Source organism: Thioclava electrotropha, from assembly GCF_002085925.2.
GTDB classification, from domain to species: domain Bacteria; phylum Pseudomonadota; class Alphaproteobacteria; order Rhodobacterales; family Rhodobacteraceae; genus Thioclava; species Thioclava electrotropha.
The window spans coordinates 3,527,090-3,552,235 of sequence record NZ_CP053562.1 but is presented as its reverse complement, the minus strand read 5'-3'; the positions used below and the strand labels follow the sequence as shown (position 1 = coordinate 3,552,235).

The window sequence follows — 25,146 nt, the reverse complement described above, 5'->3', positions numbered from 1 at the left end:
AGCCACGCCCCTCCATCGAATGAGCGTCGCGCGCGGTCACCAATGCGCCAGCCCGTCGGGACGGGCCGGCGCGCGCCCTGCGCCTTCGGCGCGCTCCGGGCGCAGCCGCTCTTCAGGCCTCTAAAAATGAAAGAAGCGGCGGGAAAGCCCGCCGCTTCTCTATTCTCGCCCTGATCTCTCGGGGTCAGCGCTTACTCGATCCCGCCGAGGCACATGTATTTCAGCTCGGTGAAATCCTCGATCCCGTATTTCGAGCCTTCGCGGCCGACACCGGATTGCTTGATGCCGCCGAACGGGGCCACTTCGGTCGAGATCAGCCCGGTGTTCACGCCGACGATCCCGGTCTCCATCGCTTCGGCCACACGCCAGACGCGGGCGAGGTCGTTGGCGTAGAAATATCCCGCCAGCCCGAACTCGGTCGCGTTGGCCATCTCGATCGCCTCGGCCTCGGTCTCGAAGCGGATCAGCGGGGCGAGCGGCCCGAAGGTCTCCTCGCGCGCGACCCGCATCTGCTGCGTCACACCCGTCAGCAGCGTCGGCTCGAAGAAGGTGCGCCCGAGGTTCGAGCGATGCCCGCCCGCAGCGACCTGCGCGCCCTTTTCGGTCGCGTCGGAGATATGCGCCTCGACCTTGGCCAGCGCGTCCGCGTTGATGAGCGGCCCGGTGGTCACGCCCGGCTCGAAGCCGTTGCCGGGGCGCAGGGTCGCAAGCCGCGCGGTCAGCTTCTCGGCGAAGGTGTCATAGACCCCGGCCTGCACGTAGATCCGGTTCGCGCAGACGCAGGTCTGCCCGTTATTGCGGAACTTCGCGATCATCGCACCGTCGACCGCAGCATCGAGATCGGCATCGTCGAAGACGAGGAAGGGCGCGTTGCCGCCCAGCTCCAGGCTGATCTTCTTCACCGTCTCCGCCCCTTGGCGCATCAGGATCTTGCCCACGCGGGTCGAGCCCGTGAAGGTGATTTTGGCGACCTTGGGATTGGCGCAGAGCTCTTCGCCCATGCCCGCCGCATCGACGCCGGGGATGATGTTGAAGACACCCGCCGGGATGCCCGCGCGCTCGGCCAGCACGGCCATCGCGAGGGCCGAGAGCGGCGTCAGTTCGGAGGGGCGTCCGACGAAGGTGCAGCCCGCTGCCAGCGCCGGGGCCAGCTTGCGCGCGATCATCGCGTTGGGGAAGTTCCACGGCGTGATCGAGCCCACCACGCCCACGGGCTGACGGATCACGAGGATGCGCTTGTCGCGCTGGTGGCCGGGGATCACGTCGCCATAGACGCGCTTGGCCTCTTCGGCGAACCATTCGAGGAAGCTTGCGCCATAGGCGATCTCTCCCTTGGCCTCGGCCAGCGGCTTGCCCATCTCGGCGGTCAGGATCGCGGCGAGGTCGTCCTGATTTTCCATCATCAGGTCGTGGAAGCGGCGCAGGTAGCCCGCGCGCTCCTTGCCGGTGAGCGCGGCCCAGTCCGGTTTCGCGGCATGGGCGGCCTCGATCGCGGCGCGCGTGGCGTCCACGTCGAGATCGGTCACCTCGGCGACGGTCTCGCCGGTCGCAGGATCCTGCACGGCGAAGCGCTTTGCGCCCTCGATCCACTCGCCATTCACATAGGCGCGGGTCTCCAGCAGGCTCGGGTCGTTCAGCTTGAGCATATCAGCCCTCCTTCGCGGCGGTCATCGCCTCTTCGAGGATGTCGAGCGCCTTGGCCATCTGGTCGTCGGGAATGGTGATCGGCGCGAGGAAGCGGATCACGTTGCCATAGACGCCGCAGGTCAGCAGCAGCAGACCGCGGTTGAGCGCTTCGACACGGATACGCTGGGTCAGCGCTGCATCGGGTTTGCCGTCCGTCATCAGCTCGACCGCGACCATGAAGCCGGGGCCGCGGATCTCGGCGATCTCCGGCATGTTGGCGCGGATCGCCTCCAGACGCTGCTTGAGACGCGAGCCGAGCTCGTTGGCGCGGGCGCAGAGGTCTTCTTCCTCGATCACGTCGAGCACCGCGTTCCCGGCAGCGATACCCAGCGGGTTGCCGCCATAGGTGCCGCCCAGACCGCCCGGGTTCGCCGCGTCCATGATTTCGGCGCGACCGGTCACTGCCGCGATCGGAAGACCGCCGCCCAGACCTTTCGCCATCGTGGTGACGTCGGCCGCCACGTCGTAGGCGTCCATGGCGAACAGCGTGCCGGTGCGCGCGAAGCCGGTCTGCACCTCGTCGGCGATCATCACGATGCCATGCTCGTCGCAGAAGGCGCGCAGGCGTTTCACGAAATCATGCGGCGCCGGGTTGAAGCCGCCTTCGCCCTGTACGGGCTCGAAGATCACCGCGGCGAGGCGCGTGGGGTCGAGGTCGGTTTTGAACAGGCTCTCCATCGCGGCGAAGCTGTCCTCGGTCGACACGCCATGCAGCGCGTTCGGGAAGGGGACGTGGAACACGTCGGGCATCATCGCACCGAAGCCCGCCTTGTAGGGCGCGACCTTGCCGGTGAGCGTCATCGTCATGAAGGTCCGGCCGTGGAATCCGCCGCTGAACGCGATGACCGCGTTACGGCCCGTGTAGGCGCGAGCAATCTTGATCGCGTTCTCGACCGACTCCGCGCCGGTGGTGACGAAGATCGACTTCTTGTCGAAATCGCCCGGCACCTTTTCGTTGAGCCGCTCGGCGAGGCGCACATAGGGCTCGTAGGGCATCACCTGATGGCAGGTATGGGTGAAGGCGTCGAGCTGGGCTTTCACCGCCTCGATGACTTTCGGGTGGCGGTGGCCGGTGTTCACCACCGCGATCCCGGCGGCGAAATCGATCAGTTCGCGGCCATCGGCATCGGTGACGGTGGCGTTCTCGGCGGAGACGGCGAAGTTCTGGGTCTGCACACCCACGCCCCGGGCAAGGGCGGCGGCGCGGCGGGTTTCGAGGTCGGCATTGCTGGACATGGGCACTCCTCAGGGGCTGGAGAATCACGGAATGATGTGACGCTAGTGTTTAACGGATAACTGTGCAATGTTTAGTTTGTTAAACGCATGGCGAAGGTGCGCGCGCTGGAAATCCGCCCGGCCGCACTCTAGAACAGGCACAGGACAGGAGGCTTGCGGTGAGCGAATTCGACGTGGGCGGACGGCTTCGGGCGATCCGCGAGGACAAGGGATTGTCGCAGCGCGAGCTGGCGCAGCGGTCGGGCGTGACCAATGGGCTGGTCTCGCTAATCGAGCGTAACAAGACTTCTCCCTCGATCACCTCGCTGCGCAAGATCCTCGAAATCCTCGAGACGACGCTCGCGGAGTTCTTCGACAGCGATACGCCCTCCGAGCCCGGCAAGTTCGTCTTCCGGCATTCCGAGCTCACCGAGATCAACCCGGGCCGGATCTACCGCTCGGGCGGTGCGGCGCTCGATGCGCTTTCGCTCAAGCGGGCGGGCAAGTCAGGGCAGACCAACATTCTGCTGCTCTACGAGACCTATGAGCCCGGCGCCGATACCGGGGCGGAGGCCTATGCCCATGAGGGCGAGGAGGGCGGTTTCGTCATCGAGGGCGAGTTGCTGCTGACGGTGGGCGAGACCACCGAGCTGTTGCGCGCGGGCGATGCCTACCTGTTCGACAGCCGCCTGCCGCACCGGTTCCGGAACGTGGCCAAGGCGCGTTGCGTGGTGGTCTCGGCCGCGACCCCGCCGACTTTCTGAGCGGTGCTCTCAGTAATACGTCCGCTCTTTCAGGTCGCTCTCGGCCATCATTTTTTCGCAGGCCGCGAGGAAGGCGGCTTCCGCGCTCGACTGCTTTCGCTGCCGATTGGTGAGCAGGTAGATATTCACCATCGGCAACCCGTCATAGGGCGGCAACTGGCGTAGCCGACCCGACTCGACGTCGCGATGCGCGACATGCAGCGGCAGCGCCCCGATCCCGATGCCGGCCACGATCATCCGGCGCAGTTCGTGCAGGTTCGAAGACACCCCGCGCCAGCTCGGGGCGAGCTTGGCCCGCGCACGCAGCAGCGAAACCGGGTGAAGCGGGCCGTCCTCGGTCTCGGTCTGGAACGACACCGAGGTCTCGCCTTCGATTTCGGCGAGGGTGATGTCCTCGCGGTCAAAAAGGGGATGGCGCGTGCCGCAGAACAATCCGAAATACTCGCGGTAGAGCACCTGCGCGCGGAGGTTTTCGGGCGTCTTGTGAAGCAGGCAAATCCCCAGGCTCGCCCGATTCTGTTGCACCCGGTTCACCACTTCCTCGCTCTCGGCCACCGTCATCGAGAAGGTCACCTTCGAATGTTCGGTGGCGAAATCATGCAGCACCGCATCGTAGTGATCCGAGATCACATGCGAGGTCGTCGTGATCGCGATATGGCCGCGCAGCTCCTCCGCGCCGGTCTCCAGCAGGGAGGGGATCTGCGACACCGCGCCGAAGATCTTGGCGCATTCCTGATAGAGCAGGTTGCCCGCCCTAGTGACCTTGAATTCATTGGGTTTTCGGATGATCAGCTCGTGGCCGGTGCGTTCCTCCAGCCGCTTGAGCGCGGCCGAAATCGTGGGCTGTTTAAGCCCCAGAAGATAGGCCGCCCGGGAGATGCCCCGCTGCTCCACCACCACCATGAAAGTGCGCAGAAGGTTCCAGTCGAGATGCCAGGGGAAACGTTGTTCGTAGGGCTTGACCATAGCCTAGATCTATATTGAAGATTTCTATTATTTATTTGCGCAATGGCGGTCGCCATGCAAGCGTTTCCGTCAACGAGGCTCTGGAAGGGGCGCTCGCCGTGGCGGGACGCGCCGGAAACAAGGCCGCCCGCAGTCATGACCAACAGGAGAAATCCATGACCAACCGCAGAACCGTTCTCAAAACCATCCTCGGGGCTGGCTCGCTCGCAGCGACCGGCATTTCGCTGCCCAGCCTCGCCGCGGCTGACGAGCTGGAGAGCCTCAAGGACAAGGGCGTGATCCGGATCGCCATGTCGGGCGCTTACCCGCCCTTCAACTTCATCAACGATTCGAACGAGGTCGTGGGCTTCGACCCGGCCATCGGCGAGGAGATCGCCAAGCGCATGGGGCTGAAGACCGAGATCGTGACGACCGCGTGGGACGGGATCATCGGCGGTCTGCTGGCCAACAAATACGACGCCATCGTCGGCTCGATGTCGATCACGCCCGAGCGCGAGAAGGTCGTCGATTTCGTCGGTCCTTACTACACGACGAAGCGCGCGATCTTCGTGCTGCCCGACAGCCCGATCAAATCCGTTGCCGACCTGAAGGACGTGACTGTCGGCGTGACTCTGGGCGAGACGCACGAAGAGTGGGCGCGTGAGCAAGGCTATGACGTGAAGACCTACAAAGGTCTGCCCGAGCTGATCCTCGAGCTTCAGAACGGTCGTGTCGACGCGATCATCAACGACTCGATCGCGGCGATCCTCGCGATGAAGAAGAACGATTACAAATACCGCATTCTCGACGATCTGAAGACCGACGCGATCGGTGCGGGCATCGCCATCCGCAAGGGCAATCCCGAGCTGAAAGACGCGATGCAGAAGGCGCTCGATTCCATGATGGAAGACGGCACCTATGAGAAAATCGCGATGAAGTGGATCGGCGCTGACATCCGCTGATCGGCGCGATCCAAGGAATGGTGGGCAGTCCGTCGTCTGACGGCTGCCCCGCCACACCCCAAACTTCGATGGATTCCCGAAAGGACACCGAACGGATGACCGCCGACTATGGAAAGCTGACTTGGGAGCAGGTCCGTGACGCGGATAAGGATCGTGTGGTGATCCTGAATGTTTCTGCAACGGAAGATCACGGGCCGCATATGCCGCTCGATACCGATACGGTTCTGGGAATGGCGGTGGCTAATGGCGTTGCCGAAGCCGCGCCCGACGAAGTTTTCGTCATGCCCGCGATCCCCTATGGCTTCAACGAGCATCACAAGGACTTTCCGGGGGTCATCTGGATTCAGCCGGAGACGCTGATCAATTTCGTCTGCGACGTGACGGAGTCCCTCGCGCATCACGGCTTCCGCCGGATCCTGCTGCTGAACTCGCACGGGTCGAACCACCCGATCCTCGATCTCGCTGCGCGCAAGACGGTCATCCGCACCGGCATCATCTGTGTTTCGGCGTCCTATTGGAACTTGTGCAGCGACCGAATTCAGGGCCTGCGCAAATCCGAAGTGGGCGGCATTGCCCATGCCGGAGAATTCGAAGCTGCGATGTACAAGCATCTGCACCCCGAGCTTGTCGATCTCGACAAGGCCGAGTGTCAGAACCTGCACGATCCCGACACCAAATTCTTCAATCTCGATTTGGCGGCCGGTGGTGGCAAGGCGATGCTGATGCGCTGGTGGTCCTCTGTGTCACCCGACGGCACGATGGGTGATCCAACCGTCGCCGATGCCGAGACGGGCAAGGCGTTTCTGGAAGCGGCGATCGAGGAGACGACAGCGCTCGTGCGCGAGATGCGCGCGCTGCCCATCCTGTCCCGCCGCGATCATCATTAAGGGGAATGCCGTGGATATCGAACTAATCCTCAAGGTCTATCCGTACTTCCTGAAAGCCGCCGTGATCACGGTCGAACTTTCGGTTCTGACCATCGTGCTGGGGCTCATCTGCGGGGCACTTGGCGCAGCATCCCGGCTTTCGCGTTTTGCCATTCTGCGCTTCATCGGGGCGGCCTATGTCAGCTTCTTTCGTGGCACGCCCGCGCTGATCCAGCTGTTTCTGCTTTATTTCGGCGGCCCGCAGATCGGCATCCAGCTCGATGCCTTTCAGGCCGGTGTGATCGGGCTGGGCGTCAATATCGGGGCCTACATGACCGAGACGATGCGCGGTGCGATCGTCGCGGTCGACCGGGGCCAGACCGAGGCCGCCCGGACGCTGGGTCTGTCGAAGGCGCAGGCGTTCCGAAAGGTGACGTTGCCGCAGGCGCTGCGGCTGATGATCCGCCCGCTCGGCGTGAATATCAACGCACAGATCAAGGGCACGGCGCTCGTCTCCGCGATCTCGGTGGTGGAGCTGACCTATACCGCGCAACGCTACATCGGTTCGACCTACAAGCCGTTCGAGATGTTTTTCCTCGCGGGGGTTCTCTACCTCATCATCATCACCGCGGTGGGTAAGGGCGTGTCGTTCCTCGACCGCAAGGTGCGCATCCAATGAGCCGTGCATCCGCCCTCGTTTCCCGCCCGCAAGAGAAGGAGTGAGCCATGGGTCTCGATTTCTCCGTCATCCCGCCTTTCTACGGCACGCTCCTGCTGGGTGTCCTGTGGACCATCGCCATCACCGCCGCCTCGGCCCTGCTGAGCTTCTTCGGGGGTATCCTGCTCGCGGTGATCGCGCTTTATGCGCCTGCCATCATCCGCCTGCCGGTGCGCTTCATCGCCTGGCTCTTCATGGGCACGCCGCTGCTGCTGCAACTCTTCCTGATCTATTTCGGGCTGGTGCAGATCGGTATCGACCTTCCGGCCTTCGTGGCAGGTGTGATCGGCCTCGGCTTCCACTTCGCCGTCTATAACTCCGAGCTGATCCAGACCGCGATGCTCGCGGTGGACAAGGGTCAGATGGAGGCCGCGCGCACGCTGGGCCTGTCGCGCAGGCAGGCGCTCGTCAAGGTCGTGGTGCCGCAGGCGGTGCGCGACGTGCTGCCGCCCATCGGCAATAACATGATCGCGCTTCTGAAAGACTCGGCGCTGGTCTCGGTGATCGGGGTGTCGGAACTGACGCTCTCGGCGCAGCGCGCAATCGGCCAGACCTACCGCGCCTTCGAGTTCTACGCGGCCGCTGCCGTCCTCTACTACATCATCAATCTCGGCATGGAGGCGGTGATCCGCTGGTTCGAGAACCGCAACCGCCTCTATCGCTGATCCGGGAGATATCGACATGACAGAGAAAAAATCCTTCGTCGAAATCCGTCACGCCCAGAAATCCTACGGCACGCTGGAAGTGCTCAAGGACATCTCGCTCAACGTGGAGCGTGGCCAGATCGTCGCGATCATCGGGCCCTCGGGCTCGGGGAAATCCACGCTGCTGCGCGCCATCAACGATCTCGACCCGCTCACCGGCGGCGAGGTTTGGCTCGACGGGGTGCAGGTGAATAAGTCCCTGCCGCACAACCAGTATGAGAAGCACATCAACCAGATGCGTCAGGACATCGGCATGGTGTTCCAGCACTTTAACCTATTCCCGCATCTCAGCGTTCGGGACAACGTGACGATGGCGCCGAAGCTGCTGAAGAAGATCTCCGACAAGGAGGCCAACAAGCTCGCCGAAGAGCAGCTCGATCACGTCGGCATGCTGGAGCGGATCGACTATTACCCGGCGCAGCTTTCGGGCGGTCAGAAGCAGCGTGTGGCCATTGCCCGCGCGCTCGCGATGAAGCCGAAACTGATGCTGTTCGACGAAGCCACCTCGGCGCTCGATCCCGAGCTGGTGGAAGAGGTGAACCTGGTCATGAAGAAGCTCGCGCAAGAGCACATGACCATGATCATCGTCACCCACGAGATGGATTTCGCCGCCTCGGTCTGCGACCGCGTGCTGTTCATGGACAAGGGCGTCGTGGTCGAAGAGGGCCCGCCCGAGCAGGTCTTCAAGAACCCGACCCAGGAACGGACCCGGAATTTCCTGCGCAAACATCTCGAAGGTGCAAAATGACGGCTGAAAAGTCTCACCTGTTCTACCAGTCGCGCCAGCCGCGGCCCTTCCTCGAACGCTCCGAGGGAATCTACCACTACGACGAGAACGGGAAACGCTACATCGACGGTTCCTCGGGGGCGATGGTCTCCAATATCGGCCATTCCAATCCGCGCGTGCTGGAGAAGATGAAGGCGCAGATGGACCGTTCGACCTTCGGCTACCGGCTGCATTTCCGCACGCACCCCTCCGAGGATCTCGCGGCACGGGTCGCCGCGCGGATGCCCGAAGGGCTCGACAAGGTGTTCTTCGTGTCCGGCGGCTCCGAGGCGGTCGAAACCGCGATCAAGCTCGCACGCCAATACGCCGTCACGCAGGGCGAGGAGAGCCGCTACAAGGTGATCTCGCGGCTGCCCTCCTATCACGGTGCGACGATGGGCTCGTTGAGTGTGACCGGCAGCCCGCTCTTCACCGGGAAATTCGCGCCGATGTTCACGGAGATGCCGAAGATCCCGGCGCCGACCTGCTACCTCGACCGCGACAACCTCACAGAGGAAGAACGCGGCATCAAATATGCCGAGATGCTGCGCGAGAAGATCGAGGCGGAGGGCCCCGAGACGGTGCTCGCCTTCCTGATGGAGCCGGTGGGCGGAGCCTCGACCGGCGCGCTCGTGGCGCCTGACAGCTATTACACCCGCGTGGCCGAGATCTGCCGCGAATACGGCATCCTGCTGATCTACGATGAGGTGATGACCGGGGCCGGGCGCACCGGCAAGTTCCTCGCGGCCGAGCATTGGGGGATCACCCCCGACATCGTCGCGCTCTCGAAAGGGTTCGGGGCGGGCTACGCGCCGCTGGGCGCCGTGGTCGCGCGTCACGACATGGTCGAGGCGCTGCTCGACGCGGGCGGCTTCCTGCATGGCTTCACCTATGCGGGCAACCCGCTGGCCTGCGCGGCCGGTCTCGCGGTGCTCGACGAGTTGGAAGAGCAGGACTTGATCGGCAATGCCGCGCGGATGGGCGATGTTCTCAAGGCCCGGCTGACCGGTCTGATGGACCGCTATCCCTTCATCGGCGACGTGCGCGGCAAGGGCCTGCTGCTGGCGTTCGAACTGGTCTCGGACCGCGAGACGATGAAGGTTCTGCCGAAAGAGTGGAACGCCCATACCGAGCTGGTCGAACTGGCCTATGAGCGCGGTCTCATCATCTATTCGCGTCGCACGCGGGGCGGCTACGAGGGCGACCATTTCCTCGTCTGCCCGCCGCTGATCGTGACCGAGGCGCAGATCGACGAGATCATGGCGATCCTCACCGACGCGCTCGATACCTTCGCCGCCAATCACGACCTGCCGGTGGTCGAGGAGGTCAGCGCATGAAGCTGCCCGACAAATCCATCGCGATGGAAGAGGTAGTGGCGCAGATCCCCGACGGCGCCACGGTGCTGGTGGGCGGCTTCGGCGTGCCCGGCACCCCCTTCGCGCTGCTGCGCGAGCTGGCCCGTCAGGGGCAGCGCGACCTCGTGCTGGTCAAGAACGACGCCAACGAGGCGGGCATGGGCATCGACCACCTGATCGCGGGCGGTCAGGTGCGCAAGCTGATCGTCACCCATCTCGGCCTCAACGCCAACGCCATCGCGGCGATGAACGAGGGCCGGATGGAGGTCGAGTTCTGCGCGCAGGGCATCCTCGCCGAGCGTATCCGTGCCGGCGGCGCGGGGCTTGGCGCGATCCTCACCGATATCGGCATCGACACCGAATTGGCGCAGGGCAAGCAGGTGGTCGAGATGAATGGCCGTCCGATGCTGGTCGAACCGGCTCTGCGTGGCGATGTGGCGCTGGTCCATGCCGCGCGCGCCGATTGCTTCGGCAACCTCGCCTATGCCGCCACCGCGCGCAATTTCAACCCGCTCATGGCGATGGCCGCGACCCGCGTGATCGCCGAGACCGAAGAGCTGCTGCCGCTGGGCGGGATCGACCCGGACGCGGCCGAGAGCCCCGGCGCCTTCATCGACCACGTCGTGAAACTCGACGCGATTTCGGAGGAGTATGGCATTGTCAGACGCTAGATCCCGCATGGTGGCCCGTGCCGCGCGCGAAATCGCGCCCGGCATGGTCGTGAACCTGGGCATCGGCCTGCCCACCAAGGTGGTCAACCATCTGCCCGCCGACTTCCCCGTCTGCCTGCATTCGGAAAACGGGCTAACCGGGATCGGGCCGACGCTGCCGCCCGAGCGCGCCGACCGCAATCTTATCGACGCGGGCGGGGCCTATGTCTCCACGATCCCCGGCTCGGCCTTTTTCGACAGCGCGGTGAGCTTCGCGCTGGTGCGCTCGGGGCGGCTCGACCTGACGCTGCTGGGCGCCTTCGAGGTCGCGCAGAACGGCGATCTGGCGAACTGGAAGATCCCGGGCAAGTTCTCGCCCGGCGCAGGCGGCGCGATCGAACTGGCGCAGAAGGCGCGCCGCGTCGTCGTGATGACCACCCATTGCGACCGCAAGGGCAACCCGAAGCTGCTCGAGACCTGCTCGCTGCCGCTGACCGCGAAGGGGCGCGTGGCGCGGATCTATACCGACATGGCGGTCGTGGACGTGACCGCGCAGGGCTTCGCGCTGGTCGAACTGGCCGAGGGCATCTCCGAGACGGAGATCCGCGAGGCGACCGGCGCACCCCTTGCGCTGCCGCAAGGCGACATTCCCAGATTCTGAGGCACCACATGGATACCGAGCTGAAAACCCGCATCCTCTCGGCGGTCGACGCCGCATTCGACGACGAGACCGCGTTTCTCTCCGAGCTGACCTCGCACCCCTCCACCCGTGGGCAGGAGCAGAGCGCGCAGGACTTCATGGCCGCCGCCCTCGACGAGCGCGGCTACGAGGTGGACCGATGGCAGATCGACGTCGACAAGATTCGCGACATGCCGGGCTTCTCGCCGGTGATGGGCGATTACGAGGATGCGGTGAACGTGGTGGGCACCCATCGCAGCCAATCGCGCAAGGGCCGCTCGCTCATCCTCAATGGTCATATCGACGTGGTGCCTGCGGGCCCGCTGGATATGTGGGATGCGCCGCCGTTCGAGCCGCATGTCGCCGATGGCTGGCTCTATGGGCGCGGTGCGGGCGACATGAAGGCGGGGCTGGTGTCGAACCTCTTCGCGCTCGACGCGCTGCGCAAGGCAGGCTTCGCCCCCGGTGCGGACGTGTTCTTCCAATCCGTCGTGGAAGAGGAATGCACTGGCAATGGCGCGCTGGCCTGCCTTGAGCGCGGCTACCGCGCCGACGCCGCGCTGATCCCCGAACCGTTCGAGGAAAAGCTTGTGGGCGCGCAGCTCGGCGTTGTCTGGGCGCAGGTGCACCTGAAGGGTCTGCCCACGCATGTGGCCTATGCCGGCACCGGCGCCAATGCGATCGAGGCCGCGATCCCGCTGATCGAGGCGCTGCACGGGCTGGAGGAACGCTGGAACGCGCCGGGCTGCCGGCACGGTGATTTCGGCCATGTCCATCACCCGATCAACCTCAATATCGGCAAGATCCAGGGCGGCGACTGGGCGTCCTCCGTCCCGGCATGGTGTATCTTCGACATGCGCATCGCGATCTATCCGGGTCAGGACATCGCCGCCGCGCGCGCCGAGATCACCGAGACCATCATGGATGCCGCGCGCTCCAACGCCTTCCTGAAGAACTCCTTGCCGGAGATCGTCTGGCACGGCTTCATGGCCGAGGGCTACGCGCTTTCCGATGACCACTCCGCCACGTCGAAGGCCGCGATCGGCGCCCTCGAAGGGGCGCATCGCAGCGTCAACGAGAGCGATCTCGACCGCGTGGCGATCACCGCGACCACCGATGCCCGCTTCTTTGGGCTCTATGCCGACACGCCCGCGCTGGTCTACGGGCCGCGCGCCGAGGCGATCCACGGCTTCAACGAGCGCGTCGAGCTGGAAAGCATCCGTCGCATCACCCAGAGCACCGCCCTGTTCATCGCGGACTGGTGCGGGCTCGAAACCATCTGAGGATTCCAATGCGCGACGCTGTCATCGTCTCCACCGCCCGCACGCCGATCGGCAAGGCCTATCGCGGGGCGTTCAACAATCTCGAAGGCCCGGCGCTGGCCGCCCATGCCGTGCGCGCCGCCGTTTCCCGAGCAGGGCTCGAGGGCAGCGAGATCGCCGATGCGATCTTCGGCTCCGCCCTCACGCAGGGCTCCACCGGCGTCAACGTGGCGCGCCATATCGCGCAGGCTTCAGGCCTGCCCGATAGCGTGGCGGGCGTCACGCTGGACCGTCAATGCGCCTCGGGGCTCAACGCCATCGCGACGGCGGCCCATGGCGTGATGACGGGCGAGATGGACGTGGCGCTTGCGGGCGGGCTCGACTCGATCTCGCTGGTGCAGAACGAGCATTGGAACGGCTATCGCTATCGCAGCCCCGGTGTGCCCGACGCCTATTACATGTCGATGATCGAGACGGCGGAGGTCGTGGCCGAGCGCTATGGCGTGACCCGCGAAGCGCAGGATGCTTATGCGCTGCAAAGCCAGACGCGCACCGCCGCCGCGCAGGAGGCGGGCCGTTTCGACGCCGAGATCATCCCGGTCGAGGCGGTGAAGCTGGTGAAGGACAAGGCTACGGGCGAGGTCTCGGAGCAGTCGGTGCGGCTGGAGCGCGACGAGTGCAACCGTCCGCAGACCACGCTGGAGGGGCTTCAAGGGCTCAAGCCGGTGCTGGGGCCCGATAAATGCGTGACCGCAGGCAACGCGAGCCAGCTCTCCGACGGCGCCTCGGCCTGTGTGGTGATGTCCGCCGAGGAAGCCGCGCGGCGCGGGCTGGAGCCGCTGGGCGCGTTCCGGGGCATGGCGGTTGCGGGCTGTGCGCCTGACGAGATGGGCATCGGCCCGGTCTTCGCGATCCCGCGCCTGTTGGAGCGCGCGGGGCTTTCCATCGACGATATCGACCTGTGGGAGATCAACGAGGCCTTCGCCTCGCAGCTCCTCTATTGCCGCGACCGGCTGGGCATTCCCGACGACAAGCTCAACGTCAATGGCGGCGCGATCTCGATCGGCCACCCCTATGGCATGTCGGGTGCGCGCATGGCGGGCCATATCCTGCTGGAAGGCAAGCGCCGCGGCGCGCGCTACGGCGTCGTGTCGATGTGCATCGGCGGCGGGCAGGGGGCTGCGGGCCTGTTCGAGATCTTCTGAAGAAAACGAGCCGGGCGTCCTTCGTGACGCCCCGTTCCGCTTTCCCTTCGCGTGACCCGCGTTATCGTGGGCGCGCGACAAAGAGGGAGGCGCGTTTTCCAGATGGTGTTCAAGGTTATCCGGTACGAGGTCGAAGAGCAGGTCGCGGTGATCACGCTCAATCGGCCCGATGTGATGAACGCGCTCAACGCGCAGATGCGCGCGGAAATCCTCGAGGCGGTGAAACGCGCCGAGGATGAGGCACGGGTGATCGTGCTGACCGGCGCGGGGCGCGCTTTCTGTTCGGGGCAGGATCTGGGCGATGGCGTCTCGGCGGCGGGGCTCGATCTGGAGCGGGTGCTACGCGACGAATACGAGCCGATGCTCAAGGCGATCTATGAGAGCCCGCTGCCGGTAGTCTCCGCAGTGAACGGGCCTGCGGCAGGGGCGGGGGCGAATATCGCGCTGGCCGCCGATGTGGTCATCGCCTCGGAAGCGGCGAGCTTCATTCAGGCCTTCACGCGGATCGGACTGATGCCGGATGCGGGCGGCACCTATTGGCTGCCGCGTCAGGTGGGATTTGCCCGCGCGATGGGCATGGCGCTGTTTGCCGACAAGATCTCGGCTCGGCAGGCGGCTGACTGGGGCATGATCTGGGAAGCGATTGCCGAGGTCGATTTCGACCATCACTGGCGCGCCCGGGCGGCGCATCTGGCCAATGGACCGACGGCGGCCTATCGCGCCGTGAAGCGCTCGCTGCGCGAGGGCTACAGCAATGATCTGTCGACCCAGCTGGAACTGGAGGCGGAGCTGCAGGGCAGCCTCGGCCAGAGCCATGATTTCCGCGAAGGCGTGACCGCGTTCCTCGAGAAGCGCGCGCCGAAATTCGAGGGGCGCTGAGCGCCTCGCGGCCTTGCCAAGTCGCCGCGCCCGCGCTAGCCAGAGCGCGCTGCGGGCGTGGCGAAATGGTAGACGCACGGGACTTAAAATCCCTTGGGCATTGCCCGTGCCGGTTCGAGTCCGGCCGCCCGTAGCCTTTTCGGCGAAAATGTGAGCTAACGTGAGGCTGTCCGGGCATGGGCGTGCCACCGCTTTGCCAATCGAGGCTTGCCCGCTGACCTCCCGCCCCCTAAACCCTTGAACCAAGCAAGGGAGAATTCATGGCTCGCAGACCGACGGGACCGGCCGATGACCGGCCGAAGACGAAGAAGATCGGCGCGCTCAAGGGGCTCGGCCCCTTCATCGCACCTTACAAGGGACTTGCCTTCGGGGCGTTGCTGGCGCTGATCGCCACCGCTTCGATCTCGCTGATCCTGCCGCTCGCGGTGCGCCGCGTGGTGGACGGGTTCCAGCAAGGCGCGGCGCTGCTCGATCAGTATTTCTTCGCCGCTCTGGTCATCGCGGGGCTGCTCGCGCTCGGGACGGGGCTGCGCTACTACCTCGTGACGCGCTTCGGCGAACGGGTCGTGGCCGATATCCGCAAGGCGGTGTTCGGCCGGGTGATCTCGATGAGCCCGGCCTTCTTCGAGCGGATCCTGACTGGCGAAATCATCTCGCGCATCACCACCGACACGACGCTGATCCTGTCGGTGATCGGGTCCTCGGTCTCGGTGGCGCTTCGCAACGTGCTGATCCTGATCGGCGGGTTGATCATGCTCTTGTTCACCTCGGCCAAGCTGACCGGGCTGGTGCTCCTGGTGGTGCCGGTGGTCGTGGTGCCGATCGTGGTTCTGGGTCGTCGCCTGCGGGTGCTGGGCCGCGAGAACCAGGACTGGATCGCGAATTCGTCGGGCTCTGCTTCGGAGTCGCTTCTGGCCGCGCAAACCGTGCAGGCTTTCACCCATGAGGCGATCACCCGCGAGAAATTCTCCGACGTCACCGAGAAGGCTTACCGGTCCGCCAAGAAGCGGATCGGCACGCGCGCGGTGATGACCGTGATCGTGATCTTCCTCGTCTTCGCAGGCGTCGTGGGCGTGCTGTGGATCGGGGCGCGCGATGTACGCGGTGGCGAAATGAGCGTGGGCGAGCTGGTGCAGTTCGTGATCTACGCGGTGATGGTCGCGGGCTCTGTCGGCGCGCTGTCGGAAATCTGGTCCGAGTTGCAGCGGGCGGCAGGCGCGACCGAGCGTCTGGTGGAACTGCTGCAAAGCGAGGATTCGGTGAAAGACCCCGAGCATCCGGTGCCGCTGCCGCTGCCCGCAACCGGCGCGATCCGCTTCGAGGATGTGAGCTTCCATTACCCGTCGCGGCCGCAGGCCTCCGCGCTCGATCATGTCGATCTCGACATCGCGCCGGGCGAGACCGTGGCGCTGGTCGGCCCGTCGGGCGCGGGCAAGACGACCGTCGTGCAGCTGATCCAGCGGTTCTGGGACCCCGAGACCGGCAAGGTGACGATCGACGGCTACGACCTGCGCGACATGGCGCGGCACGATTTCCGTCAGGCGATCGCGCTGGTGCCGCAGGATCCGGTCGTCTTCGCGGCTTCGGCCCGCGAAAACATCCGCTTCGGCCGTCCCGATGCGAGCGACCGCGAAGTCGAAGAAGCTGCGCGCGCGGCCCATGCTTATGACTTCCTCGAAGCGTTGCCCGAAGGGTTCGACACTTATGTGGGTGAACGCGGCGTGATGCTTTCGGGCGGTCAGAAGCAGCGTATCGCGATTGCGCGGGCGATCCTGCGCGACGCGCCGATCCTGCTGCTGGACGAGGCGACCTCGGCGCTGGACGCAGCCTCCGAACGCGAAGTGCAGGCGGCCGTCGATCAGCTGGCCAAGACCCGCACCACGGTGATCGTGGCGCACCGTCTGGCCACCGTGAAGAAGGCCGACCGGATCGTCGTCTTCGAGGACGGCAAGATCGTCGCGCAAGGCACGCATGACAGCCTCGTCTCCGAAGGCGGTCTTTATGCCGAACTCGCGAGGCTGCAATTCACCGAAGGGGCGTGACGGGGCGTTCGCGCCTTTTCACCTTGAACCCGGACGCTTGTTTCCCCACGTCAGAATTTGCGTGACGTGACGTTTTGGCGGCGGCGTAACTCTTGCCGTGGCGGGCGCTTTTGCCGCATCCTGCGCATGGCCCGTCAGTGGAGGAACGCGGCGGCCGCTGGAGGAGACTAATGCAGAAATTCGCGACAGTTGCCGACCGTGATGCGGTCGAGGCCGAGAAACCCTGGGAGGCGCGCAACCGCCCCGAAACGCTTTACGGCTTTCTGAGCGAGACCGCCAAGGCCCATGGCGATCGTCCGGCCCTGTCATTCCAGATCATGTCCGGCCCGACCGACAAAGCGGAGACGCTGAGCTGGTCGCAACTGCACGGCAAGGTCACGCAGGCGGCGAACCTGCTGCGCCATCTAGGCGTGGGGCCGACCGACACGGTGGCCTACCTGCTGCCGAATTCGCTCGAGACCGCGACGGTGCTTCTGGCAGGCGCGACGGCCGGGATCGTGAATCCGATCAACCCGCTTCTGGATGCCGAGCAGATTGGTGCGATCCTGCGCGAGACCAAGGCGAAGGTTCTGGTGACGCTGAAGGCGTTCCCAAAGACCGACGTGGCGCAGAAGGCGGCTGAAGCCGTGCGCCTTGCGCCCAATGTCGAGGCCGTTCTGGAGGTCGATCTCAATCGCTATCTCTCGCCGCCGAAAAGCTGGATCGTGCCCTTCATTTGCCCCAAGACCGAGGTGAAGCACAACGCGAAGGTGATGAGCTTCAACGGCGAAGCCAGCAAGATGCCCGGCGACCGGCTGATGTTCGACGATCCCAACGAGGATCGCGTCGCGGCTTATTTCCACACCGGCGGCACGACGGGCATGCCCAAGGTCGCGCAGCACAAATATTCCGGCATGATCTATAATGGCTGGCTCGGCGGGCGGCTCCTGTTCAAGCAAGACGACGTGATGATGTGCCCGCTGCCGCTGTTCCACGTCTTCGCGGCCTATCCGATCCTGATGTCGGCCATCGCGAGCGGCGCGCATGTCATCTTCCCGACCCCTGCGGGCTATCGCGGGGAGGGCGTGTTCGACAATTTCTGGAAGCTGATCGAGCGCTGGCAGGTGACCTTCCTGATCACCGTGCCGACCGCTGTGTCCGCGATGGTGCAGCGCAAGGTCGATGCCGATATCTCCTCGCTGCGGATCGCGCTCTCGGGCTCGGCCCCGCTGCCGATCGAGCTTTACAACCGCTTCAAGGCGGCGACCGGGGTCGAGATCGCGGAAGGCTACGGTCTGACCGAGGCGACCTGTCTGGTGTCGGTCAACCCGGTGGACGGGATGAAGAAGGTGGGGTCGGTCGGGATCCCGATGCCCTATACCCATGTGCGGATCCTCAAGAAGCGCAACGGCACGTTCGATGAATGCGCGCGCGACGAGGTCGGCGAGATCTGCGTCGCCAATCCGGGCGTCTTCGAGGGCTCGACCTATACCGAGCCGGACAAGAACCACGACCTGTTCGCCGAGGAGCGTTTCCTGCGTACCGGCGATCTGGGCCGTATCGACGAGGACGGCTATCTCTGGATCACGGGCCGCGCGAAGGACCTGATCATCCGGGGCGGGCACAATCTCGACCCGGCAGAGATCGAGGACGCGTTGCTGAGCCACCCGGCGGTGGCCTTCGCAGGCGCGATCGGTCAGCCCGACAGCTTCGCGGGCGAGCTGCCCTGCGCCTATGTCGAGCTGGTTGCCGATGCCGAGGTGACCAACGAGGAGCTGATGGAGCATGCGCGCGCCAATATCCACGAGCGCGCCGCGGTCCCGAAATATCTCGAAGTGATGGACGAGTTGCCGAAGACGGCGGTGGGCAAGATCTTCAAGCCCGACCTGCGCAAGAAGGCGATCATCCGGGTGCTCAATGCCGAGCTGGAGACGGCAGGCATCAAGGCGCATGTCATCTCGGTCACCGAGGACAAGAAGCGCGGTCTGGTGGCGCATCTGGCGACCACGGGAGACTGCGATCAGGATGCGCTGGCCCATAAGCTGGGCGAGTTTACCGTACCGTGGGATTGGGCCCGGTAACCTCCCTCTCGCATCGCTAGCAACAATCGCGCCTCCCTCCGGGGCGGCGTTTCGATTGTGGAAACATCATGGCGGGCCATCGTGAAATTGCCCCGGTGGAGCCCCAGTGCGTCCCGATTCCGATGGTTAATGAAAGGTAACGAAGTCGTCTCCGCATCAAGAACGGGGCGACGCCATCGAGATCGAGCGTGTCATGTTGTTACCGATTGCCAGTTTTGCGAAACGCTGTCTCGCCCTTGTGGTGGCGAGCGTCCTTTATGCCTCTGCCGCGCAAGCGGTGACGGTCGATCTGATCACCAACGGTGATTTCGAGACCGGCGATCTGTCGGGCTGGAATTCGACCAGCTCTTCCTATGCAGAGGACTTCCAGATCAATAACGGGCGGTTCAATCCGCGCGGGCCGACGCGCCGCGTGGATCCGATCTCGGGCAGTTACGACGTGATGAACGAGCAAACCGGCTACGGGATTTCGACCCTGACGCAGTTCTTCACGGTCCCCGATCGGGTGATCAGCGCAAGTTTCAACTTCACCTATCAGCTCGTGAACCACTACGCGTCGGGCTTCGACGATCCCAATCAGCAGTTCCGTGTAAGCCTGATCGACGATGCGGGTGCGGTGATCTCGCAGATTTTCTCGACCCAGCCGGGCGACGCGGCGGTCCAGGGCGCGACGCCGCTGAGCTACGATCTGACCAGTTATCTGCAGGCGGGTGTGGGGTCGACGCTGGGCATCCAGTTCGATGTCGAGACGAGCTATTACTATATGAACGCCTCGCTCGACGATATTGCGATGATGGTGGAGACGCCCGCCACCGTGCCGCTTCCCGCCTCGGTCTGGATGATGCTGGCGGGGCTGGGGCTTTTCGCGGCGCTTGGCTGGTCGCGCAAAGCCCGTAATGGCGCGGATATCGCAAACTGCGACGGTCCTGTCGCGGCGTAAGAGGCCGTGAAAGCGTCCCGACAACGCCTTCGACATATCCACAACCCGCCACGTAAGCGCCTCAATTGGCCGGAAATCTCGAAGGGTGACGCCAAAACGGCGTCGATACAAAGGAGACACGAAATGCGCTGTCTGGCTGCCCTTTTTCGCCTCTTCAAGCGCCGCGAGGATCGGATTGACCTGCGGATGAAAGAACTCGGCTCGATGCCCGCACCGTGCCGCAGACGCGTATCGCCTTTCGCTGAGATGCCGAAGCCTCAGTAAAAGCACGCGCCTTAGTCAGCTACCCGTACCAGTACGAAACGCCCGAGGGTCATCCCCAGCGGGCGTTTGTTTGTCTCAAGGGGCCTGTTGCGCCGTGAGAGGGGCTCAGAAGTCGACCGCGACGCCGGGCAGGTCCAGCTCCTTCATCAGGTCGCGCACTTCCTGACGGGCTGCCACGTTGGAAATGTTGAGGCTCTCGACGCCGAGATCCTTGAGGTCCAGAAGCGTCAGCCCGCGCGGGAACAGTTCGCGGAAGATCACCCGCTCCGAGAAGCCGGGCGAGACGCGGAAGCCGATACGCTTCGAGAGCTGCTCCAGCGCCGCGCCGACCTTGCGCTTGTTGTGCATCTGCTGGGCGCCCACGCGGTTGCGCAGCACGATCCAGTCGATCGGCTTCAACCCCGCCTTCGCGCGCAGCTGCCGCGCCGACCAGACCATCTCGGAATAGATCGAGGGGCCGATCACCTTCGACGTCACCGGATCGATCCGCGCCAGCAGGTCGAAATCGATGAAACTGTCATTGAGCGGCGTGACCAGCGTATCGGCCAGCGAATGCGCGACCTGAGACAGCCGCGTATGCGAACCGGGGCAGTCGATCAGGATGAAGTCGCAGGACGGCTCCATCTCGGCCACGGCGGTGGAGAGGCGATGGTCATAAGGGTTCTCCCCCGGACCCAGCGTCGAGGCGTCCACCTCGGGCAGTTCGCGATAATCGGGGCAGGGCAGGTCGAGCCCCTCGCGATCCATATAGGCCAGCCGGTTCTCGACATAGCGCCCGAAACTGCGCTGCCGCAGATCGAGATCGAGCGCCCCCACTTTCCATCCCATGCGCGCCAAGGCGGTCGCCACATGCATCGAGGTGGTGGACTTCCCCGACCCACCCTTTTCGTTGCCCATCACGATGATATGCGCCAAGTCCCATCCCCGCTTTGTCTTGTGTCTTGTCCCTTACCAGACACTATAGATGGCAATCGGGAACTGGGGAAGGTGGCGCGCAAGGGGCGAGGTGAGATGAGGCTGGGGTGTGTGGTTTTGGTTGGGGAGAAAGGGATGCACTACCACATCTGCTGTGAGCATCGGAAAGGCTTGCACTTTCCCAAAATGCAGTAATCCTAAAGATAAGTATTTTAAGGGGCTGATGGAATGGAGTGCTATTTTGATCTTCGTTACGAAGGGCGTTGGGCCGATCGAAACGGTATCGAGTTTTACGATGTAGCCCAAGCACTGATCGGATTTGAGCGCGTTATCGGATTGACCACCCATCTACTTTTAAATGGAAAGGTTCTAGTTCAATCGCCCTCTAAACATGGTTTTAGCTTGGTCGCTCTTCCTGCTGATGAGGGGAGTTGGAAGTGGACCGTAGGCTTGGCGCTCGGCTTCGGTCAAGTTGTGCACGCTTTTGGAACTGCTCCCCCTGACACGGCCTTCGGATGGCTGACAAAATCAGCGGTCGAATACGTCATTCAAGAAACCTTAGGCTTCAGCCCAAATTTCGATGAAACGCTCGGAAAGCAAATTGAACGATACAAGCAAGGGTCGCATCGGGTTCCAGTATCGCGTGATCTAAGCATCGAAAGGTTTGACTCTCTTTTGGAGAAAACGGAGTCGGGGGTCAAAGCGCTGCACCGTCCAATTATTCAGTCAGGAAGTGCCGAGAGAGCGAACTTTGATTTTCGCTCTGCCGCGCAAGAAGCCAATCTCGATGTTTATGTTGACGCCGATACGTTCGACTACGTTGATCGTGTAATTACATCCGAGGATTTTTCGGATTTTCGCGGGGTAATTTCTAGCTACAACTCGAATACATACAAAGGGCGGCTTTATGTTGAAGATGAGAAGAGGACGATCCCTTTTGAACTTGCTGAGAACATGCGCTCGCTAGACGTAATTTCTGCGATCACACGTAGTCTTTCGCGAAACGCACAGGCAAGGGCTGGATCAAGGCGCAACAATCAAGAAATCTGCCTGCAGGGGCTTCGAAATGAAACCCCAACAGGCAGACTGAAAAGCATTTATGTGATCGAGTTGGTCACCGAGTGATCACCGGCTGAACTTCTTGTACTTCACCCGCTTCGGCTCGACAGCATCCGGACCGAGACGACGGATCTTGTCTTCCTCGTAATCCTCGAAGTTGCCCTCGAAGAATTCCACATGGGCGTCGCCCTCGAAGGCGAGGATGTGGGTGCAGAGGCGGTCGAGGAAGAAGCGGTCGTGCGAGATGATGATCGCGTTGCCGGCGAAGTCTTCGATCGCGGCTTCCAGCGCCTGCAGGGTTTCGACGTCCAGATCGTTGGTCGGTTCGTCGAGCAGCAGCACGTTGCCGCCCTCTTTCAGCAGCTTGGCCATGTGGACGCGGTTGCGCTCACCGCCCGAGAGGAGGCCGACCTTCTTCTGTTGGTCGCCGCCCTTGAAGTTGAACGCGCCGCAATAGGCACGGCTGTTGACCTGCGCGTCGCCCAGTTCGATCAGCTCGGCCCCGCCGGAGATTTCCTCCCAGACGGTCTTGTTCGCATCCAGCGCGTCGCGCGACTGGTCGACATAGGCCAGCTTGACCGTGTCGCCCACGGTGATCTCGCCGGTGTCGGGCTTGTCCTGACCGGTGATCATGCGGAACAGCGTGGATTTACCGGCGCCGTTCGGGCCGATCACGCCGACGATGGCGCCCGGCGGGATCGAGAAGGACAGGTTCTCGATCAGTTGCTTGTCACCGTAGTGTTTCGAAATGCCCTCGACCTCGATCACCTTGCCGCCCAGACGCGGGCCGTTCGGGATGATGATCTGGGCCTTGCCGACGCGCTCGCGCTCGGACTGGTCCGCCATCTTCTCATAGGCCGAGATACGCGCTTTGGACTTCGCCTGACGCGCCTTGGCGCCGGCGCGGATCCACTGAAGTTCCTTCTCGAGGACCTTCTGCTTGGCCTTGTCCTCGCGGGCTTCCTGCTCGAGGCGCTTGGCTTTCTGTTCGAGCCATGCGGAGTAGTTGCCCTCATAGGGGATGCCGCGGCCGCGCTCGAGTTCGAGAATCCACGAGGTGATGTCGTCGAGGAAGTAACGGTCGTGCGTGACGCAGAGGATCGTGCCCTTGTATTCGATCAGGTGCTTTTGCAGCCAGGCGATGGTTTCCGCGTCGAGGTGGTTGGTCGGTTCGTCGAGCAGCAGCATGTCGGGCGCTTCGAGCAGCAGCTTGCACAGCGCGACCCGGCGGCGTTCCCCGCCCGAAAGGGTTTCGACATCGGCCTCGTCGGGCGGGCAGCGCAGGGCTTCCATCGCGACGTCGACCTGGCTGTCGAGATCCCAGAGGTTTTCCGAGTCGATCTCGTCCTGCAGCTGGGCCATCTCCTCGGCGGTCTCGTCCGAGTAGTTCATCGCCAGCTCGTTGAAACGCTCCAGCTTGGCCTTCTTGGCGGCCACGCCTTCCATGACATTGCCGCGGACGTTCAGCGCCGGGTCCAGATCGGGCTCCTGCGGGAGGTAGCCGACTTTCGCGCCTTTCGCGGCCCAGGCCTCGCCCGAGAAGTCCTTGTCGAGGCCCGCCATGATACGAAGCAGCGTGGATTTACCCGCGCCGTTGACGCCGACGACGCCGATCTTCACGCCGGGAAGGAAATTCAGGCGGATGTTTTCGAAGCATTTCTTGCCACCCGGATAGGTCTTCGAGACACCATCCATGTGATAGACATATTGATAGGACGCCATGGTCGACCTCGTTTGGAATAAGGGGTTTGGGCGCCTTCTATGCGGAAAGCCGGCATAGGGAAAGGGGGCGTGGCGGGGGCCTACGGGCGAGCCTGCCGCTTCTGTCGTTTAACTGTCATTTTTCAACGTGCGCAAATGCGCAGAACTGTGTGTGAAAAGGATGGTTTTCTGCGAATGCGAACGGTCCTAAATCCCTCTCATCGCCGAGGGCACAGACGCTTCCCCCTGTCGCTTCGCTCTCGGTGAGAAGCACAACACGCGTATTCGTATAGGAGAGTAACAATGAAAACGCTGATCACGACTTCGGTCCTCGCCCTCGCCCTGAGCACCTCGCTGGCCGCTGCCGGCGGTGACGGCTACGGCTCCATCGCACCGTCGATGTCGCAAAGCTCCTCGGCCAGCAAAGGCTCGGCTGTTGGTGAAGTGACCCCCGGCAAAGCGCAGATCGCAGCCCAGCTCGGCCTGAACCCGGCTGAATACACCACCGCTGAACTGTTCCGCATCCAGAACGCGCTGCGCAACGGTAACCGCGAAGAGGCGAAATACGTCATCAACCACACCAACCGTCAGCCGGTTGACGTGGCGCCGCAGCCCGTGATGGGCCGTGACGCATAAGATCGACACAGTCTTCTGACCGAAAACGGCCCCCTCGCAGGGGCCGTTTCTATATCCGGCCCATCGTGCCGGATTCTTTCGAGAAATACGGTTTACTTTTGTATTCCAATCACTTCACGGAATCCGGACTGGATGAGAGTTCCCTGTGTATATGTGTTTGAGTGAACACGGGGCGGGGCCAAAACGGCCTTTTGTGCGATGATTGGGCTCATATGTCGGGGGCATCGGCGCCACAGGGTGCCGCTGGAAATCAACCTGCTGATGAAAGGATTTCATCATGACCCGCAATCTTCTGACCACTGCCATCACGGCGCTTGCCCTTGCTGCCGGCTCTGCCGGGATCGCCTCGGCCGCCACGACCCAAGTCGGGGCCGACAATGGTACGGATCTGGGTGTCATCGCGCCTTCGATGACGCCGCAACCCCAAGCGTCGTCGATGGTCGTCAACGCCACCAATCAGGGCAAGACCCAGCTTGCGGCGCAGCTGCAAACCTTCGCCGGTCTGAACAATGTCGATCCCACGCAATATTCGGTGGGTGAATTGCAGAAGATGTTGCACGCGGCCCGTAACGGCGATGTCGCCAAGCTCGCTTATTACCGCAGCCACGCGGACCGGCAGTTGGGCGGTCCCGGCCTTGGCGAGACCACACCGGGCAAGACCCAGATGGCCGAGCAGCTTGGGCTCAACCCCGATGACTACACCGTGGCCCAGCTCCAGCGCATCCAGCATGACGTGCAGCGTGGACGTTACGGCGACGCCAATTACATCGTGACCCAAGGCGCCTCGTCGCAACCCGCGATGATGCTGTTCGCGCCCAGTGCGCAATGAGCTGATATGAGCTGACTCAACGAAAAGGGCGGTCCTCCGGGGCC

23 protein-coding genes and 1 tRNA gene are annotated in these 25,146 nt (G+C 63.5%); 19 read left to right on the top strand and 5 right to left on the bottom strand.

Translation table 11 applies throughout. The annotated features are described in order from the left end of the window. Nucleotides 1-191 precede the first annotated feature (191 nt). Nucleotides 192-1,646: an NAD-dependent succinate-semialdehyde dehydrogenase gene (locus tag AKL02_RS16800; RefSeq protein WP_083078419.1), complete on the bottom strand. Its 1,455-nt coding sequence runs from the start codon at nt 1,644-1,646 to the stop codon at nt 192-194. A 1-nt stretch (nt 1,647) separates the two neighbouring features. Further along, a complete protein-coding gene (locus tag AKL02_RS16795; protein ID WP_083078422.1) occupies nt 1,648-2,922 on the bottom strand; it encodes a 4-aminobutyrate--2-oxoglutarate transaminase in 1,275 nt (424 codons plus the stop codon). 158 nt (nt 2,923-3,080) lie between these two features. Here AKL02_RS16795 and AKL02_RS16790 point away from each other — a divergent pair, with 158 nt between their 5' ends. Then, nucleotides 3,081-3,665 carry a type II toxin-antitoxin system RelB family anti-toxin gene (locus AKL02_RS16790; RefSeq protein WP_078522564.1) on the top strand — a complete coding sequence of 195 codons (585 nt, stop codon included), beginning with the start codon at nt 3,081-3,083 and terminating at the stop codon, nt 3,663-3,665. Between the two features lie 9 nt (nt 3,666-3,674). Here the strand turns inward: AKL02_RS16790 and AKL02_RS16785 are convergent, their stop codons facing one another. Then, on the bottom strand, nt 3,675-4,631 hold the full coding sequence (locus AKL02_RS16785) for a LysR family transcriptional regulator (protein WP_083078423.1): 957 nt from the start codon (nt 4,629-4,631) through the stop codon (nt 3,675-3,677). Nucleotides 4,632-4,786: 155 nt separating this feature from the next. On the opposite strand from AKL02_RS16785, the gene AKL02_RS16780 reads away from it, so the two are divergent. The 15 genes from AKL02_RS16780 to AKL02_RS16710 all read left to right on the top strand — a co-directional run bounded on the left by AKL02_RS16780 (nt 4,787) and on the right by AKL02_RS16710 (nt 19,698). Then, the gene (locus tag AKL02_RS16780; RefSeq protein WP_078522566.1) at nt 4,787-5,572 is read left to right on the top strand and encodes an ABC transporter substrate-binding protein; all 786 of its coding nucleotides are present in this window, start codon (nt 4,787-4,789) and stop codon (nt 5,570-5,572) included. A gap of 95 nt (nt 5,573-5,667) precedes the next feature. Then, nucleotides 5,668-6,459, top strand: a complete 792-nt coding sequence (locus AKL02_RS16775; RefSeq protein WP_165756997.1) for a creatininase family protein — start codon at nt 5,668-5,670, stop codon at nt 6,457-6,459. Nucleotides 6,460-6,469: 10 nt separating this feature from the next. Continuing rightward, complete coding sequence (locus AKL02_RS16770; RefSeq protein ID WP_078522568.1) at nt 6,470-7,117, top strand: amino acid ABC transporter permease; 648 nt, start codon at nt 6,470-6,472, stop codon at nt 7,115-7,117. A 47-nt stretch (nt 7,118-7,164) separates the two neighbouring features. Next, nucleotides 7,165-7,821 (top strand): amino acid ABC transporter permease, encoded by a 657-nt coding sequence (locus AKL02_RS16765; RefSeq protein ID WP_078522569.1) that lies wholly within the window; start codon nt 7,165-7,167, stop codon nt 7,819-7,821. A 16-nt stretch (nt 7,822-7,837) separates the two neighbouring features. Then, nucleotides 7,838-8,608 carry an amino acid ABC transporter ATP-binding protein gene (locus AKL02_RS16760; RefSeq protein ID WP_078548865.1) on the top strand — a complete coding sequence of 257 codons (771 nt, stop codon included), beginning with the start codon at nt 7,838-7,840 and terminating at the stop codon, nt 8,606-8,608. Then, complete coding sequence (locus tag AKL02_RS16755; RefSeq protein WP_083078429.1) at nt 8,605-9,963, top strand: aminotransferase family protein; 1,359 nt, start codon at nt 8,605-8,607, stop codon at nt 9,961-9,963. The genes AKL02_RS16760 and AKL02_RS16755 overlap by 4 nt, the downstream gene beginning before the upstream one ends. Continuing rightward, complete coding sequence (locus AKL02_RS16750; protein WP_078604787.1) at nt 9,960-10,652, top strand: CoA transferase subunit A; 693 nt, start codon at nt 9,960-9,962, stop codon at nt 10,650-10,652. The genes AKL02_RS16755 and AKL02_RS16750 overlap by 4 nt, the downstream gene beginning before the upstream one ends. After that, on the top strand, nt 10,639-11,292 hold the full coding sequence (locus tag AKL02_RS16745) for a 3-oxoacid CoA-transferase subunit B (protein ID WP_232621648.1): 654 nt from the start codon (nt 10,639-10,641) through the stop codon (nt 11,290-11,292). The genes AKL02_RS16750 and AKL02_RS16745 overlap by 14 nt, the downstream gene beginning before the upstream one ends. A gap of 8 nt (nt 11,293-11,300) precedes the next feature. Then, nucleotides 11,301-12,593 (top strand): ArgE/DapE family deacylase, encoded by a 1,293-nt coding sequence (locus AKL02_RS16740; RefSeq protein WP_083078432.1) that lies wholly within the window; start codon nt 11,301-11,303, stop codon nt 12,591-12,593. 8 nt (nt 12,594-12,601) lie between these two features. Beyond that, complete coding sequence (locus AKL02_RS16735) at nt 12,602-13,777, top strand: acetyl-CoA C-acyltransferase (RefSeq protein ID WP_083078434.1); 1,176 nt, start codon at nt 12,602-12,604, stop codon at nt 13,775-13,777. A 102-nt stretch (nt 13,778-13,879) separates the two neighbouring features. Next, nucleotides 13,880-14,656: an enoyl-CoA hydratase-related protein gene (locus AKL02_RS16730; protein WP_083078437.1), complete on the top strand. Its 777-nt coding sequence runs from the start codon at nt 13,880-13,882 to the stop codon at nt 14,654-14,656. A 51-nt stretch (nt 14,657-14,707) separates the two neighbouring features. Further along, nucleotides 14,708-14,789 (top strand) — tRNA-Leu (locus tag AKL02_RS16725). 127 nt (nt 14,790-14,916) lie between these two features. Then, complete coding sequence (locus AKL02_RS16720) at nt 14,917-16,698, top strand: ABC transporter transmembrane domain-containing protein (RefSeq protein ID WP_083078439.1); 1,782 nt, start codon at nt 14,917-14,919, stop codon at nt 16,696-16,698. A 170-nt stretch (nt 16,699-16,868) separates the two neighbouring features. Continuing rightward, nucleotides 16,869-18,758, top strand: a complete 1,890-nt coding sequence (locus AKL02_RS16715) for an acyl-CoA synthetase (RefSeq protein ID WP_083078441.1) — start codon at nt 16,869-16,871, stop codon at nt 18,756-18,758. 193 nt (nt 18,759-18,951) lie between these two features. Next, nucleotides 18,952-19,698, top strand: a complete 747-nt coding sequence (locus AKL02_RS16710) for a VPLPA-CTERM sorting domain-containing protein (protein ID WP_083078444.1) — start codon at nt 18,952-18,954, stop codon at nt 19,696-19,698. A 369-nt stretch (nt 19,699-20,067) separates the two neighbouring features. On the opposite strand, the gene AKL02_RS16705 is transcribed toward AKL02_RS16710, so the two are convergent. Continuing rightward, the gene (locus tag AKL02_RS16705) at nt 20,068-20,877 is read right to left on the bottom strand and encodes a division plane positioning ATPase MipZ (protein WP_078522580.1); all 810 of its coding nucleotides are present in this window, start codon (nt 20,875-20,877) and stop codon (nt 20,068-20,070) included. A gap of 228 nt (nt 20,878-21,105) precedes the next feature. Between AKL02_RS16705 and AKL02_RS16700 the strand changes: the two genes are divergently transcribed. Beyond that, a complete protein-coding gene (locus AKL02_RS16700; RefSeq protein WP_133051974.1) occupies nt 21,106-22,002 on the top strand; it encodes a DUF7946 domain-containing protein in 897 nt (298 codons plus the stop codon). Here the strand turns inward: AKL02_RS16700 and ettA are convergent, their stop codons facing one another. Then, the gene (gene ettA / locus AKL02_RS16695) at nt 22,003-23,658 is read right to left on the bottom strand and encodes an energy-dependent translational throttle protein EttA (RefSeq protein ID WP_083078446.1); all 1,656 of its coding nucleotides are present in this window, start codon (nt 23,656-23,658) and stop codon (nt 22,003-22,005) included. A gap of 282 nt (nt 23,659-23,940) precedes the next feature. Between ettA and AKL02_RS16690 the strand changes: the two genes are divergently transcribed. After that, nucleotides 23,941-24,273: a hypothetical protein gene (locus tag AKL02_RS16690; protein WP_078522583.1), complete on the top strand. Its 333-nt coding sequence runs from the start codon at nt 23,941-23,943 to the stop codon at nt 24,271-24,273. A gap of 277 nt (nt 24,274-24,550) precedes the next feature. After that, nucleotides 24,551-25,102, top strand: coding sequence for a hypothetical protein (locus AKL02_RS16685; protein ID WP_083078448.1), 552 nt, complete (start codon nt 24,551-24,553; stop codon nt 25,100-25,102). Nucleotides 25,103-25,146: the final 44 nt, after the last annotated feature.